Source organism: Pedobacter cryoconitis (assembly GCF_014200605.1).
GTDB lineage: Bacteria > Bacteroidota > Bacteroidia > Sphingobacteriales > Sphingobacteriaceae > Pedobacter > Pedobacter cryoconitis_B.
Genome location: NZ_JACHCE010000007.1, coordinates 125,770 through 140,362 on the forward strand (window position 1 = coordinate 125,770; position 14,593 = coordinate 140,362).

The 14,593-nt window shown below is 38.0% G+C and carries 11 protein-coding genes; 6 read left to right on the top strand and 5 right to left on the bottom strand.

What is annotated here, in order from left to right; genetic code table 11:
• Nucleotides 1-50: 50 nt before the first annotated feature.
• From HDE68_RS19580 to eat, 5 genes are read right to left on the bottom strand one after another with little or no spacing between them, the layout of a single operon-like run.
• Nucleotides 51-1,418: an aldehyde dehydrogenase family protein gene (locus tag HDE68_RS19580; RefSeq protein WP_183883927.1), complete on the bottom strand. Its 1,368-nt coding sequence runs from the start codon at nt 1,416-1,418 to the stop codon at nt 51-53.
• Nucleotides 1,415-2,128 (bottom strand): gamma-glutamyl-gamma-aminobutyrate hydrolase family protein, encoded by a 714-nt coding sequence (locus HDE68_RS19585; RefSeq protein ID WP_183883928.1) that lies wholly within the window; start codon nt 2,126-2,128, stop codon nt 1,415-1,417. Before HDE68_RS19585 ends, HDE68_RS19580 begins: the two co-directional genes overlap by 4 nt.
• Nucleotides 2,129-2,137: 9 nt before the next feature.
• Nucleotides 2,138-3,289: an iron-containing alcohol dehydrogenase gene (locus HDE68_RS19590; RefSeq protein WP_183883929.1), complete on the bottom strand. Its 1,152-nt coding sequence runs from the start codon at nt 3,287-3,289 to the stop codon at nt 2,138-2,140.
• A gap of 12 nt (nt 3,290-3,301) precedes the next feature.
• Nucleotides 3,302-4,660: a glutamine synthetase family protein gene (locus tag HDE68_RS19595; protein WP_183883930.1), complete on the bottom strand. Its 1,359-nt coding sequence runs from the start codon at nt 4,658-4,660 to the stop codon at nt 3,302-3,304.
• Nucleotides 4,657-5,973 carry an ethanolamine permease gene (gene eat / locus HDE68_RS19600; RefSeq protein WP_183883931.1) on the bottom strand — a complete coding sequence of 439 codons (1,317 nt, stop codon included), beginning with the start codon at nt 5,971-5,973 and terminating at the stop codon, nt 4,657-4,659. The genes HDE68_RS19595 and eat overlap by 4 nt, the downstream gene beginning before the upstream one ends.
• Nucleotides 5,974-6,586: 613 nt before the next feature.
• Here eat and HDE68_RS19605 point away from each other — a divergent pair.
• The 6 genes from HDE68_RS19605 to HDE68_RS19630 all read left to right on the top strand — a co-directional run bounded on the left by HDE68_RS19605 (nt 6,587) and on the right by HDE68_RS19630 (nt 14,543).
• Entirely contained in the window at nt 6,587-7,819 is a 1,233-nt protein-coding gene (locus HDE68_RS19605; RefSeq protein ID WP_183883932.1) for an aspartate aminotransferase family protein, read from the top strand.
• 1 nt (nt 7,820) lies between these two features.
• Nucleotides 7,821-8,843 carry a zinc-dependent alcohol dehydrogenase gene (locus HDE68_RS19610; RefSeq protein WP_183883933.1) on the top strand — a complete coding sequence of 341 codons (1,023 nt, stop codon included), beginning with the start codon at nt 7,821-7,823 and terminating at the stop codon, nt 8,841-8,843.
• A 58-nt stretch (nt 8,844-8,901) separates the two neighbouring features.
• Entirely contained in the window at nt 8,902-9,567 is a 666-nt protein-coding gene (locus HDE68_RS19615) for an HAD family hydrolase (RefSeq protein WP_183883934.1), read from the top strand.
• A 13-nt stretch (nt 9,568-9,580) separates the two neighbouring features.
• Nucleotides 9,581-10,723: an MFS transporter gene (locus HDE68_RS19620; protein ID WP_183883935.1), complete on the top strand. Its 1,143-nt coding sequence runs from the start codon at nt 9,581-9,583 to the stop codon at nt 10,721-10,723.
• A gap of 303 nt (nt 10,724-11,026) precedes the next feature.
• Nucleotides 11,027-13,918 carry a TonB-dependent receptor gene (locus HDE68_RS19625; RefSeq protein ID WP_260171812.1) on the top strand — a complete coding sequence of 964 codons (2,892 nt, stop codon included), beginning with the start codon at nt 11,027-11,029 and terminating at the stop codon, nt 13,916-13,918.
• A 205-nt stretch (nt 13,919-14,123) separates the two neighbouring features.
• Nucleotides 14,124-14,543 carry a hypothetical protein gene (locus HDE68_RS19630; RefSeq protein ID WP_183883936.1) on the top strand — a complete coding sequence of 140 codons (420 nt, stop codon included), beginning with the start codon at nt 14,124-14,126 and terminating at the stop codon, nt 14,541-14,543.
• Nucleotides 14,544-14,593 lie beyond the last annotated feature (50 nt).

The following is a 14,593-nucleotide window of genomic DNA, read 5'->3' on the forward strand; positions in this document are numbered from 1 at the left end:
TATAAGATCTTGTATGATAGTTTATACAAGGTCTTATATATAGTTGATGGTTAACTATTTCTCAGGTGCCATGCTTTAGGTTTAGTAAATGCACGTAATCCCTGATGGGATAACGTAGCGCCAATGCCTGAATGTTTTCTTCCGCTCCATGGGAGTCCTGCACTTACCCGGTCACAACAATTCCAGTAGCCTGTACCTGAATCAATCTGTGAAAGAATCTGCTGTGCCCGATCCATACTGGCAGAGTATACTGAAGCAGTTAGGCCGTATTCAGTGTCTTGCATCATTCTGATGGCTTCTGCATCATCTTTGACCTTCATAATGCCTATAATAGGCCCGAAACTCTCTTCTTGCATCACTTTCATTTCGTTAGATACGTTTACTAAAATGGTAGGTTCAAAATTGTATCCTTTACCATTTATCCGTTTTCCTCCGGTCAATAAAACTGCTCCATTCTTAACGGCATCCTCAACCTGTTGCTCCAAAACGTTTAATTGTTCTTTTCTTGTCAATGATCCTATGTATACACCTTTTTCAGTTGGAGACCCTATCTTCCATGATTTCAATTCTTTATTGAATGCTGATATGTAATCTTCGTAAATTTTTTCATGAACGTAAATACGTTCTACCGCACAACAACTCTGGCCATTATTATAAAAAGCCCCGTCTGCGGTTCCAATAGCAACTGCATTAATATCTTTAACATCTTCAGTTACGTACAAAGGGTCTTTACCACCTAATTCAAGCTGGCAGGGAACCATTTTTGCGGCGACTTTTTGATAGATGTGCTGGCCGGTACGATAAGATCCTGTAAAGAAGTACCCGTCAAAATCCAGGTCAAGAAGGAGCTCGCCAGTTTGATGAGCACCTAATGCTATCTGAAAAACTCCATCAGGTACGCCTGCTTTCTTAAGTAGCCTTTCAATTTCCAGTCCGGTAAGAGAGGCATATTCGGATGGTTTATACATAACTGCATTTCCGGCAAGCAGCGCAGGTATGAAAACATTTACGCCAACAAGATAGGGGTAGTTCCATGCTGAGATATTACAGATGACACCAAGCGGATCATAAGAGATTATTTCCTTTAGTTCGCTTGTGTTAACTATCAATTCATCAGATAGATATTTGTCTGAATTGTGGAGCATCCATTGTATTCTTGTCTTTGCTCCATTAATTTCGTTACGGGATTGTTGTAAAGGTTTTCCCACCTCTGATGTAAGCACTGCGGCAAGTGTTTCATTTTCAGTATCCAGTAAATCATAAAAGTTCTGAATAACTTTTGTACGTTCTTTAAGACCTTGTTTAGCCCAGTCTTCCTGTGATTTTTTAAGTATTGCTATTTTTTGATTCAGCGAAGCTTCATTGTCTTCCTGCAGTGTTGTGATTATTTCTTCTGTAGCCGGATTTATTATATTCATTTTTTATGTTTTTTCACTTCCTCAATAAATCTTTCTTTTATTTTTTGAGACAGTGGATTTACTTCCTTTTCTTTCATTCTTTCGGGGTGCCATTGTACCGCAAGCATAAAAGATTTATCTGTTTTGTCTTTAAATTCCAAACCCTCAATGAGTTGATCTGAGGTAAGTGAGTAAGAATTAGCAATTAAATTGTTGCTTAAAGTGTTATTTGTAACTCCTTGATGATGTGCGCTGTTCACTAATCCTTTTTCTAATCCAATTATAGCGTATAACATAGAGTTATGACCTATTTTGACATGATGGACTTTATCCATTGTCTGCTTTTTATGTATTTCATTAGCTCCGCCAATGTCTGCGAGGACCTTTCCGCCTTCAAGAATATTGATGTACTGCATTCCTCTGCATATACCTAAAACCGGTACTTTATGCGCTTGTGAATATTCATAAATCAGCTTTTCAAAATGGTCTCTTTCAGGTAAAAACTGAGCTGGTTTATAAGGGTAATTTTTGGGCCCGTCATAGTAAGAAGGTTCTACATCAATACCGCCGGTTAACAGGAAACCATCACACTCTTGCAGATCTTCAAGATTATTCTTTTCGAAGGATAATTTGATTAGCTCTATCTCGTCACCCAGGTCAGCATTAGTAAACCAGTTCCAGTAATTCTGGAAATTGGTCTCCGTGTAACTTATTCCAATCTTCTTTTTCATTTATATGAACTATTTGAGCGCTTTTAAATAGAGTTGTTTAAAATCTTCTCTCGTTACAGGTTTCGGATTATTAGGATGAGCAAAATCGGCAAGAGCCAAATCTGCAAGTGTTTCAATATGTTCTGGCTTTACACCAATTTCACCTAATGTATGCGGAATATGAACGCTTGAATTCAAATCATATAAATACTTAACTACCGCTTCCCCTGTTTCTTCTTTCAATTCCAGGGTTCTGGCAATACGCCTGAACCGGTCTTCAAAGCCTGCAATATTAAATTCCATGCCATATGGCAGATTTACTGCATTTGCTAAACCATGATGTGTATCCAGCAAAGACGAAAGCGGATGTGCCAGTGAATGCACTACACCTAATCCTTTTTGAAAAGCAATTGCACCCATCATAGAAGCCATCAGCATTTTACTTCTGCTTTCCAGGTCGGGGTGGTTAGTGGCTCTTTCAATTGCGTCTTTAATGAGGTATATACCTTCCAGTGCTATTCCATCACATAAAGGATGTGGATTTTTCGCTAAAAATGCCTCTAGATTGTGTGTTAGTGCATCCATAGCTGTAGCGGCCGTAATAAACGGTGGTAAGTCCATTGTTAATACCGGATCAGCAAATATAATTTTTGCCATTAATTTGGGAGAGAACAGAATCTTCTTCTGATGTGTTTCATCATCTGCGATAATTGCACTCCGGCCAACCTCACTTCCTGTTCCGGCAGTGGTTGGAACGGCAATGAAGTGTGGTACTTCATTCGTTACATAAATATCACCGCCAATTAAATCATCATATTTGAATAAATCTTCTCTGTGGTTTACACGCAGCACAATAGATCTTGCTACATCTAAAGCAGCTCCGCCACCAATTCCAATAATGCAGTCTCTTGAAGTATTGTCCCATAAGTCGGTCCCTTTATACACATCACTTTTAACAGGATTCTTATGAATATCACTAAACACCTCTGCAGAGATTTGATGTGTATTTAAATCACCCAAAATTGATTTAAAAAATGATAAACCCGCTATTGTCGGATCAGTCACGATAAGAGGACGTTTTAGTTTGTTTTTTTGAAGGTAAGCAGGCAATTCTTTTATCGCACCTGCACCAAACCGAATGATAGTCGGAAAGTTATACTGATAAACTTTATCAAATGTCATAGCTATAGTCGTTTAAATAATTTCAAAATATCTTTTAAGCTCCCAGTCAGTTACCGCTTTGGCATATTGTTTCCATTCCCATTCTCTGGTTAGGGTAAAATGCTCTGTAAACTGTTCTCCGAATAATTCTTTAGCAACTACTGATTGTTTCATCAATTGTGTGGCATAATGGAGGTTGGCAGGTAAAATGCCATTAGAAATGTCCTGGTATCCATTGCCTTTAGTAGCCGGCTGATCAAGTTTCATGTGGTGCTTAATTCCATATAAACCAGCAGCAAGACAGGCCGATAAGGCCAGGTATGGATTCGTATCTGAGCCAACAACCCTGGTCTCTAATCTGGTCGCTTTTGTGCTTCCTGGTAAAGCCCTTAAAGCCACTGTTCTGTTGTCAATGCCCCAGGTTAATGTCGTTGGTGCCCAGGCGCCTTCTACCAATCTTTTATAACTGTTCACCGTTGGCGCAATCATCGGTAAGATATGTGGCAGGCAATAAAGCTGCCCTGCTATATAGCTTTTCATCAGTTCACTCATTTTATCCGGATCTTTTTCCTCGTAGAACAAGTTTCTATTAGCTCCTTTATCCCATAAGCTCTGGTGCACATGACCACTGCAGCCAGGCAGATTTTCATTGAACTTTGCCATAAAAGTGGCCATGATACCATATTTATAAGCAATTTCCTTTACTGCTGTTTTAAATAATACTGCCTGATCTGCAGCTTGCAAAACAGGTGCATATCTGATTGCAGCTTCATAAACGCCAGGCCCGGTTTCTGTATGCAAACCTTCTATGGGGATATCAAATCTGGAAAGTAAATCAAAGAGATCACTCATGTAATCATTTCTCAACGAACCTCTGAGTATGGAATAACCGAACATTCCAGGGGTTAAAGGCGTAAGCTGATGAAAGCCCTTTTCATGTGCACTCTGAGGTGTTTCTGCAAAATTGAACCATTCGAATTCCTGTGAGAAATAAGGGGTGAAACCATTCTGTGTTGCTTCATTTAAAACTTTACGAAGCAATTGACGGGGGCAGGTGTAAGCTGGTACATTCTTTTCATTTACAAAATCACCCAAAAAAAATGGAACATCGTTTTCCCATGGGATTTTACGAAAGGTGCCTAAGTCTAGTTTGACCAGTGCATCCGGATACCCGGTGTGCCATCCTGTAAACTTTACATTATCGTAAGCTACATCGCCCATATCCCATCCAAAGGTAACATCACAAAAGCTCAGCCTGCCTTCAATGATAGAAGCAAACTTTTCAGCAGCAATGTATTTGCCTCTTAAAATACCATCTATATCGGCGACGGCTACTTTTACTTTTCCCGAAGGATGTTGTTTTACATACGCTAATATTTCTTGAACTGTCATTGGTCAGCTGGTTTAAACGTTCTATACAATAAAAAGGTGATGGCCAATATGGAAAAGTAAATCAGCCCTAATTTTATATTAAAGATTAACATAGCTATGATCGATATCGTAGCTATAAGCAGAGATATTACTGGAAATAATGGATAAAAGGGGACGCTAAACGGGCGTGGCAGTTCAGGTTCCTGTTTTCTTAAAAGCAGGATGGATATCATCGCAATAATATAAAGTGTTAAGGCTCCAAAAACAGAAATAACAATGATCTCAGAAGTCTTACCCGATAACAAGGCAAAGATTCCGATTATCATATTTCCAAATAATGCATTTGCAGGAGTTTGGAAACGCGGAGATATTTTTCCTAAAAAAGAGGGGATGTTTCTGGCATGGCCCATCTCGTAGGTTGAGCGCCCGGCAGCTAAAATTAATCCATGGAAAGAAGCTACCAGGCCAAATAAACCGACTGTAATCAGTAAATGATACATCAAATGATTACTCCCTGTTATTTTGGCCAGTGCTAAAGGAAGAGGAGAGTCTGAGGTTTCTCCACTTACACCATTTTTATATACAATCGCTTCCCAGCCTGCAATGCCAGTCGCTGAAATAAATATCAATGCACATAACACCACTAATGTAAATATAGCCCATCCAAATCCTTTACTAATATCACGCTGTGGATTTTTGGTTTCTTCAGCTACATTTGCGAGCCCCTCAATACCCAGAAAAAACCAGATAGCGAAAGGAATAGCTGCAAATATACCGCCCCAGCCATTTGGGAAGGAATGATGTGTCAGATTCGCTACCTCTAATTTTGGTAAAGCCAGACCTGAAAACAAGAGCAGTTCACCAACAGCTAAAACAGTCACTATAACTTCAAAAGAGGCAGCTGCTTTAATCCCATATATATTTAAACCTGTAAAGATAAAATAGATGACAATAGCACTTGTTAATATGGGAACCTGGGGAAAAAATGCATTGAAATAAGCACCAATAGCAAAGGCAATCGCAGGAGGAGCCAATATGAATTCAATAATCTGAGCGATACCTGCAATAAAGCCGATGTTTTTGCCCATCGCTCTGTTTGCATAGTCAAATACACCGCCTGCTTTTGGAATTGCACAGGCCAGTTCTGTATAACTGAATGTAAAAGTGACATACATTATGGCGATGGCGATTGTAGCAATAGCCATACCCCCTGTGCCACCTTTCTCCAGGCCAAGATTCCAGCCGAAATACATACCCGAAATAACATAACCTACACCGAGTCCCCAAAGCATAAATGGAGTCAGTGTTTTTCTTAAACCCTTATTTTCTGTCATTTATGCCTCAATTACTACGTAACTAAATATAAGATAAACTAATTTAAAAACGTATCGGCTAAATAAAAAAACAAAACAGAGCCTGTTTTATTCCATAATTTCTATAAACGAAAAATAAATAGTTTGAATCCACTATAGAATGGAATTATAATCTCAAAAAACACAGGATAAATGGATGATATTTTTAATTAATGATGGAGTTAGTCTTTGTATTTTCTTGTCGGTTGTGAAAAAAAAATATAAAGTGTCAAAAATACACAACTCTTGGTTTCGAAAACTGCTTTCTTCTATTCTTAAAGGCATATAATAGCTGTTTAAAAGCTTGTTTTATCGTATTAGCAAAATTTTCATTCACCACGTCAATAGGTATGTTTCGTCAAATAAATTATGATCTTAAATTATAATTACGAAAGTTTATGCACTTATTATTTAAATCATTTGAATGTGTTTAAAACTATAAGACAAATCTGTCTTATAGTTTTCAGACAAGAGGGGGAGGTATGTTTTTATTTTTCTTTTAATGATTAAAGTTATCAGAAAATTAAAGTTGATTGAGGTTGTGACTTGGTGTAAGTATTAAAAACAACATAAAAACAATAACTAAATATAAACAATGGCCGATAACATTAAATTCATTAAGGGTGAAGGTATTCGCCTTTACACCCCCGAAAACGAAGAGTACATTGATGCTGTTTCCGGAACTTTCAACATCTCGCTTGGATACAGTCATCCCGAACTGGTAGAAGCGCTTAAAAAACAGGTAGAAGATCTGATTCATGTATCTTCATCCTTTACCGGAGAACTTGCTCAGGAAGTGCTGGACTCTATTCTGGATGAAGCTCCAGAACATATCACTGACGGATGGATGCGTGATATTATTGGTTCTACAGCCAATGAGGGAGCAGTAAAAATTGCCAATAAATTTAATGGAAAAAGTGAAGTTCTAAGTGTTTCACTTTCCCATCACGGGCAAACACTTTTCACTACGAACATCTCCGGAAATGCCTTCAGGAGAAAGTCCTTTTCCAATACAATTTCGACAAACAACGCTGTCATTCCGGCGCCATATTGTTATCGCTGTCCTTTTTCTGCAAAAGGTCCTGATTGTGGTTATTTATGTGCAGAAGCTATACATGATTATGCACAGTATGGTAGTTCTGGTGGTGTGTCCTGTATGATTATAGAGCCTATTTTAGGTAATGGCGGTAATATTATACCCCCTGACGGTTATTTCAAAAAGGTAAGAGAAATATGTGATGAACTGGATATCACGTTGATTGCAGACGAAGTACAAACAGGAATAGGCAGAACTGGTCATATGTTCGCCAGCGAATATTATGATATTAAACCAGACATTATCACACTTGCAAAAGGATTGGGTGGAATTGGTATTCCTGCAGCTGCTATTCTTTATAAAAAGGAGTATGCTGTATTGGAGAAATTTGAACATTCTTATACTTCGGGTGGTAATTTACTCTCACTGACCGCTTCACAAAAGACAATGGAAGTAGTTTCCAGAGCAGGTTTTCTTGAGAATGTACGTGCTTCGGGAAAGATACTTGGGGATTTCCTTAATAAATTAAAGGAAGACTATGGACATGTTATTGGAGATGTACGTGGCATAGGCTATATGTGGGGCCTGGAAATTGTCGATAAAGACGGTGCACCAGATGTTGACCTTGCTAACAGGATCATCGATGTTGCATTATCTGATCATAAAATGATCCTCAGAGGCTCACGTTATGGATTTGGCAATGTAGTCAAAGTACGCCCGGCACTCACTGCCACGCAGGATGATATTGAAGAAATCTATTTCCGCTTAAACAAAATATTCAGTCAATTATAAAATGAAAGCAATCGTATACAACGGAGCCTGGGACATCCAGCTAAAAGACAGAGCAGAGCCTGAAATTACAGCAGCCGATGAAGTTATTGTCGAAATCAAAGCCACAGGTATTTGCGGCACAGACTTAAGTATTATTTCTGGTGAATACCAGGCAAGCCCACGCGTAATTATTGGTCATGAATCGGCAGGGGTTATTGTTGCCAAAGGCGACGGTGTAGAAACCTGCAACATAGGTCAGCGTGTGATTATAGATCCTACTTATTATTGTGGTTATTGTGAAAATTGCCGTAAGGGATTGCGTAATCACTGTTTGTTAAAATCAAGTACAGAAGCAGGTGTATCTATCGATGGTACTTTTACCAAATACTTTAAGACGACTAAACAGTTTATTTACCCTCTGCACGATCATATTCCTTTTGAACAGGGAGCTATGTCTGAACCACTTAGTTGTGTCCTGACAGCTGTGAAAAAACTAGCTGTAACTCCATTTATGCGGACTGCTATTTTAGGAGGAGGACCAATTGGTTTACTGTTTTATATGGCATTAACCCAGCATGGTATTCAGGAAGGTGTAGTTTATGAAGCTTCCAGTGACCGGATCAAACTCATCGAAGAAAATAACGTGCTGTCAAAAAACTGGAAAATAGAACCAGCTTTTATTCCGCAGAAAAACCAGTATGATCTGATTATTGATACTACAGGTACGCTGCTGGAAAAGTCTATACAAGCCATAGCAGATGGCGGTAAGATCTCTATGATGGGTTTGCGTAATAATCAGCAGACTATTAATCCAAGAGAGATTGCCGATCGCAGTATTTCTATTATTGGCTCTATCGATTCAATGGATACTTTCAGACATGCAGTTGATCTGATCAATAAAGGTAATTTAGGTTTAGAAAAAATTATCACTAATGAATATGGCCTGAATGATTTTGAAGCAGCAATTAAGGATCTGGGTTGTGATGTCAATAAACGTGAAAGAAGTAATAACATTTCAAGTCTTAAATCAGTAATCAGAATTTAAACAAAGGATGCTTAACTCAGCATAATATTTAATTAATACATACAAATTAGAATATCCCATGAGATACATTATTTTTGATATAGATGGAACATTGACAGATACCACCGAAGTAGATGATCACTGTTTTACAAAAGCATTGGAAGACACTTTTAATTTCCGTGGTTTCGAAACAGATTATGGACATTATGAAGACACAACAGATTCTGGAATTATTCATCAGTTGTTTATGGAACGTGATCAGCGTACTTATACTGAAGAAGAAAGAGAACATTTCATTCATAATTTCTGTGCTTTGCTAAAAGAAGCTTATGCAGATCGTAACGATTGTATGAAAGAAATACCTAAGGCAGGTAAAATCTTAAATGCTTTATGCGCAAAAGAAGGAATCAGTGTGGGGCTGGCGACCGGGGGCTGGAGAGAATCGGCTATGTTTAAGCTCAGCTGTGCTGGTATAACCACTGCAGGATGTGCAGCAGCTTCATTTGCACAAGATGCCAGGGCGAGACGTGACATTATTGGAAACACCATACTGCAGATGAATAAATTACATCAGATCGATATGCCATTGTCCGAAATTATTTACGTTGGAGATGGGAAATGGGATTATCAGGCGACACAACAGTTAGGTATACAATTTATTGGAATTGAAAATAAAAAATTGGAACACCTGGCAGATATTGTTAAGATTGCAGACTATGATGAATTACACCTGCACCTGGCATAAAAACAAATAATGTATGTTATCTATTGATAAAAAACGTTCACATCGTATTGCAACCAGCGTATTTTTTTTTATCGCCGGACTCACATATTCAAGCTGGGCATGCCGTATTCATGATATTAAATCTTTCTATACTTTAAATGATGCAGAATTGGGTAGTGTATTGTTCGCTTTACCAATAGGCCTGATGATCAGCCTGCCTATATCCGGATGGATGGTTACCCGTTTTACGAGTCGTAAAGTTTTGATTGCAGCTGGTCTGTTATTTCCATTTATGCTTTGTATGATTGGATTGACCACACATATCTGGCAGCTTGTTATTGTCCTGTTTCTATTTGGATTTTTAAACAACGTTTTTGAGATCGCAATGAATACACAGGCAGTTGGGATAGAAGAATTATATCAAAGATCAATTATGGCCTCTTTTCATGGGCTATGGAGCCTGGCAGGATTTACGGGTGTTGCGATTGGTACATTGGCTATAGCTTTAAAATGGCCTTTTTGGATACATTTTACTATTGTAGGAGTGTTATGCTGGGTACTGGTAATGTATTCTTGGAGATATTTGCTGAAGCAGGACGGCATATCAGAATCGCAGCCATTATTTGCAAAACCTGATAGTAATATTCTGAAACTGGGTTTCATTGCCTTTGCAAGCTTAATTACCGAAGGGACTATGTTTGATTGGAGTGGAGTCTATTTTAAAACGGTGGTTACGGTACCAGAAGCTTTGACAACAATGGGTTCTATCGCTTTTATGGCAACTATGGCAGGCGGACGTTTTACTGCAGACCGGTTCGTGACCAAGTTTGGGATTAGCAGGATATTACAATGCAGCGGTATCATTAGTACAACAGGACTCTTAATAGCTGTGATGTTTCCAAATATCTATACAGCTACAATTGGGTTTTTGATGGTTGGCATTGGTGTATCATCTGTAGTACCACTTGTATTAGCTCTGGCAGGAAAATCTAAAACTTTACCTCCCGGGATAGCTATTGCTGCTGTTTCAACAGTTGGGTTCCTGGGTTTTCTAATCGGACCGCCAATGATTGGTTTTATCGCTCAGGCGACAAATCTACGCTGGTCATTTTTATTAATTGCCGTTCTTGGGTTTGGAACAACATTATTAGCTTCACAGATTAAAAAGATGGTTTAGAATTATCTATAAAAACCATATTAAAACAGGCTTGGAATTAGTATTTTTACGATGTAATTAACTGATTTCAAGCCTGTTATTTGTATCTTGAATGAATTCATTCAAGATACACAAAAGCTCCCCTAAAAGCTTTGTTTTAACGTGCATTTCAAAGGCATTGTTAATCGTTTCTGTAATAAATTATGTATTAGCAGGTAAGAATTACTTGATTTTCCATTGTCAATAATTGAGAATTACGCATTGTAATGTTTCATTTAATTATGTTAAATTTAAGTTAGTGTAAACCAAATAATAAATTAATGTATGATGAAAAGATTTACAAAACAAATTGTTTTGCTTCTAATGCTCTGTTTTACAGTTTTGTATGTGAGAGCTCAAAGCATTGTTATTAGTGGCTCTGTAATTGACAGGCAAAGCCGGGAGCCGATCCCCGGAGCTGGAATTACCGTTAAAGGAAAAACGGTTGGAACGTCCACAAACCAAAATGGCCACTATGCATTCAGCACTTCAGAGAAGGCTCCATTTACACTTGTGATTTCCTTTTTGGGTTATACTCCGGTCGAGAAGCTGATTACGGGAAACATTGCGGACTTAAATATAGAATTGGAACAAGCCGGTATTCTAGGTCAGGAAGTTGTTATTTCTGCTTCCAGAACTCCTGAAAGGATATTAGAATCTCCGGTTTCTATAGAAAGAATGGGCCAGAGTACTATTAAAGAGCTTGCAGCTCCGTCATTTTACGATGCATTGAACAATATGAAAGGTGTTGAAGTGAGTACTCAGAGTCTGACTTTTAAATCTGTTAATACAAGAGGTTTTAATTCCAATGGTAATACCAGGTTTAATCAGTTTGTTGACGGAATGGACAACCAGGCACCGGGATTAAACTTCGCTGTAGGTAATATTGTAGGAATCAATGATCTGGATCTGGATAATGTAGAATTATTGCCCGGTGCATCATCTGCACTTTATGGTGCTGGTGGAATTAATGGTACGATGCTGATGACGTCCAAAAGTCCATTTGACTACCAGGGGCCTAGTTTTCAGTTTAAAACCGGGATCAACCATGTGAACGATAATAATACTGGCGGTGTACAGCCTTATAATCAATTGGATCTCCGGCTTGCAAAAGCATGGAATAATAAATTTGCTGTTAAAGGAACCTTTTCCTTTTTACAGGCACAGGACTGGCAGGCAGATAATTATTCTGATTTTGACCGTGCATCAAGAACAGGAAAGTCCGGAGACAGAAACTCAGATCCAAATTATGATGGTATCAATGTATATGGTGATGAAGTTAGTCAGAATATGCGTAATGTAGCACAATCTGTGCTTAATGCAGGTACATCTGGTTTTATTCAAAGCGCATTGGGTTTGCCGGCACCACCAACTGCTGCACAGATCGCTGGATTTAAAGCTGACCCTGGAAGATTGGGTGCATTAAATGGTTTTTTGAGTACGAATGCAACCATGAGACCTTTTTATGCAGGAATCAATACACCGGGTTTACTTCCTAATCAAAATGTATCCAGAACCGGTTATGACGAAAGTGCACTGGTAGATTATAAGACACAATCAATTAAGGCATCCGGTTCAGTGAATTACCGTTTGACAAAGACTGTTGAAGCTATTGCTCAGGCATACTGGGGCAGTGGCACTTCTGTCTATACAGGATCAGATCGTTATTCTCTACGAAATTTTAGTATAGGACAATATAAACTAGAATTAAAAGGACAGGATTTCTTTATCAGAGGTTATACAACCCAGGAACGTTCAGGCGATTCTTATATAGCTTCGATTTTGGGGAGTTATATTAACGAAACCTCTAAAAAATCTACCGACTGGTTTCCACAATATGTAGGGAACTATATTGGAGCAAAATCCCAGGGTGCTACTGATGCAGCTGCCTATGCAGCGGCGAGGGCAGCTGCTGATCAGGGTAGGTTTGTTCAGGGCTCGCCGCAATTCGAAGCAGCTAAAAATAAAATCCTGAATACCACAATCTCTGGCAGTGATTTTAGCAAAGGTATATACGGAGCAAAATTCGATGATAAGACTAATTTATATCATTACGAAGGAATGTATAATTTCAGCAACCTTTTTAATAATGTTGTTGAATTCCAAGCCGGAGCCTCTTATCGTTTATATCAGTTAAGATCAAACGGCACAATTTTTAACGACTTTGACAGTGAGATCGATATCAAAGAATATGGAAGTTTTGCGCAGCTGGGTAAAAAATTCTTTAATGATAAATTTAAGCTGACTGTTTCGGGACGTTATGATAAGAGTACAAATTTTGACGGCCGCTTTACGCCAAGAATAACAGGCGTATATACAGTAGCCAAAAATAATAATATACGTATCTCTTATCAGACCGGGTACCGGAATCCAACTACTCAAAATCAATATATAGATCTATCAGTTGGCGGTGGTTCACAAAGGTTAATTGGTGGAATACCAGAAATTCTTAATAAGTATAGTTTATATACCAATCAGGCCTACACAGATGTGAGTTATCGCGCATTTCTCAATTCGGCGGCCGGAGGAACTCCGGATATGAGCCTGTTGAAAAACTATAGCTTTGATCCGAAAGGTGTGCGTCCCGAAAGTGTCCAGGCTTATGAAGTTGGATACAGAGGCCTTTTAGGACCGAAATTTCTGATTGATGCCTATGCTTATTATAACATCTATAAGGATTTTATTACAGCAGTAGACGTTTATCAGAAGGAAATTAATGGCTCAAACTTTACAAAATTTGGTGTTCCGGTAAATGCAAAAGGAAAAGTTACTTCTTATGGAGCGGCATTGGGAATTGATTATTTACTGGCAGATTATACTTTGAGCGGTAATATTTCTTATAATAATATAGGGGATATTCCTGATAATTATATCAATGATTTTAATACCCCGAAAATCCGTTATAACCTGGGGATAGGAAAAAAAGAACTGATTAAAAATGTCGGTTTTAATGTCAACTATCGCTGGCAGGGTAAATTTTACTGGAATTCTTCTTTTGCTTCTGGTAATGTTCCTGCCTTTGGTTCGCTGGACGCTCAGGTTAACTTTAAAATTCCTTCAGTAAATTCTATGATTAAAATCGGAGGTTCAAATGTACTGAACAAGTATAATTTCACTTCTTATGGAAATCCGGCAGCAGGTGCTATATATTATGTAGCATATGCTTTTAATCCTTAAGGTTTTATTTGTACATCTGTTTTTGTTTTTACAAGGACCTGTCAGGCTGATAGGTCCTTGTAATTCATAGCTACCGGCGGTAGGGTAGGGATCACTGGACACTCATGTATTAAACCTGGGAAAAAATCTTTGTATGATTCTATCCCAAGGCGATTACTTATCGTGTTGTGTAAAATAAATAAGTTCATGTCATTATCTTTATGATATGAACTTATTTATTCAAAACCTGGAGAGTTTATTTATGAGATCTTTTGAAAATATTCTTATAGATCTTGAGGATGCAGATATTGACCTGATTTTGAGTAATCGGGATCTCTATGTTTTTTCAAATTCATGGGCCAGGGCTTATAAAGAAATTAAAAAGAAACCAGTCAATAATCAGGAACAAAAACAAATAGATGAAATAAGGAAGGATATTTTTATGCGTGTGTTTTCAAAAACAAACTCTTCAGATCTTTCGGCATATATTTCTGATGACTTTGAATTGATTTGTTTTCATTTATTAGGAAATTATAGAAATAAATGGGTAACAACATTATGTGCAGCATATTTTACGAGTCAAATCCCGCAGGGAAAATTAGTTGCTTCTGATAAGACTTTGCAGGAACTGATTAGTAATCAATAGACTTGAGAATTTGTTATGTAGATGTTCTGTTGTAAAATGTATATTATTTT

Bases quoted from the DNA above. Each gene is read 5' to 3' on its own strand.
- HDE68_RS19580 (WP_183883927.1), bottom strand. From the start codon at position 1,418: ATGAATATAATAAATCCGGCTACAGAAGAAATAATCACAACACTGCAG.
- HDE68_RS19585 (WP_183883928.1), bottom strand. From the start codon at position 2,128: ATGAAAAAGAAGATTGGAATAAGTTACACGGAGACCAATTTCCAGAAT.
- HDE68_RS19590 (WP_183883929.1), bottom strand. From the start codon at position 3,289: ATGACATTTGATAAAGTTTATCAGTATAACTTTCCGACTATCATTCGG.
- HDE68_RS19595 (WP_183883930.1), bottom strand. From the start codon at position 4,660: ATGACAGTTCAAGAAATATTAGCGTATGTAAAACAACATCCTTCGGGA.
- eat (WP_183883931.1), bottom strand. From the start codon at position 5,973: ATGACAGAAAATAAGGGTTTAAGAAAAACACTGACTCCATTTATGCTT.
- HDE68_RS19605 (WP_183883932.1), top strand. From the start codon at position 6,587: ATGGCCGATAACATTAAATTCATTAAGGGTGAAGGTATTCGCCTTTAC.
- HDE68_RS19610 (WP_183883933.1), top strand. From the start codon at position 7,821: ATGAAAGCAATCGTATACAACGGAGCCTGGGACATCCAGCTAAAAGAC.
- HDE68_RS19615 (WP_183883934.1), top strand. From the start codon at position 8,902: ATGAGATACATTATTTTTGATATAGATGGAACATTGACAGATACCACC.
- HDE68_RS19620 (WP_183883935.1), top strand. From the start codon at position 9,581: ATGTTATCTATTGATAAAAAACGTTCACATCGTATTGCAACCAGCGTA.
- HDE68_RS19625 (WP_260171812.1), top strand. From the start codon at position 11,027: ATGATGAAAAGATTTACAAAACAAATTGTTTTGCTTCTAATGCTCTGT.
- HDE68_RS19630 (WP_183883936.1), top strand. From the start codon at position 14,124: ATGAACTTATTTATTCAAAACCTGGAGAGTTTATTTATGAGATCTTTT.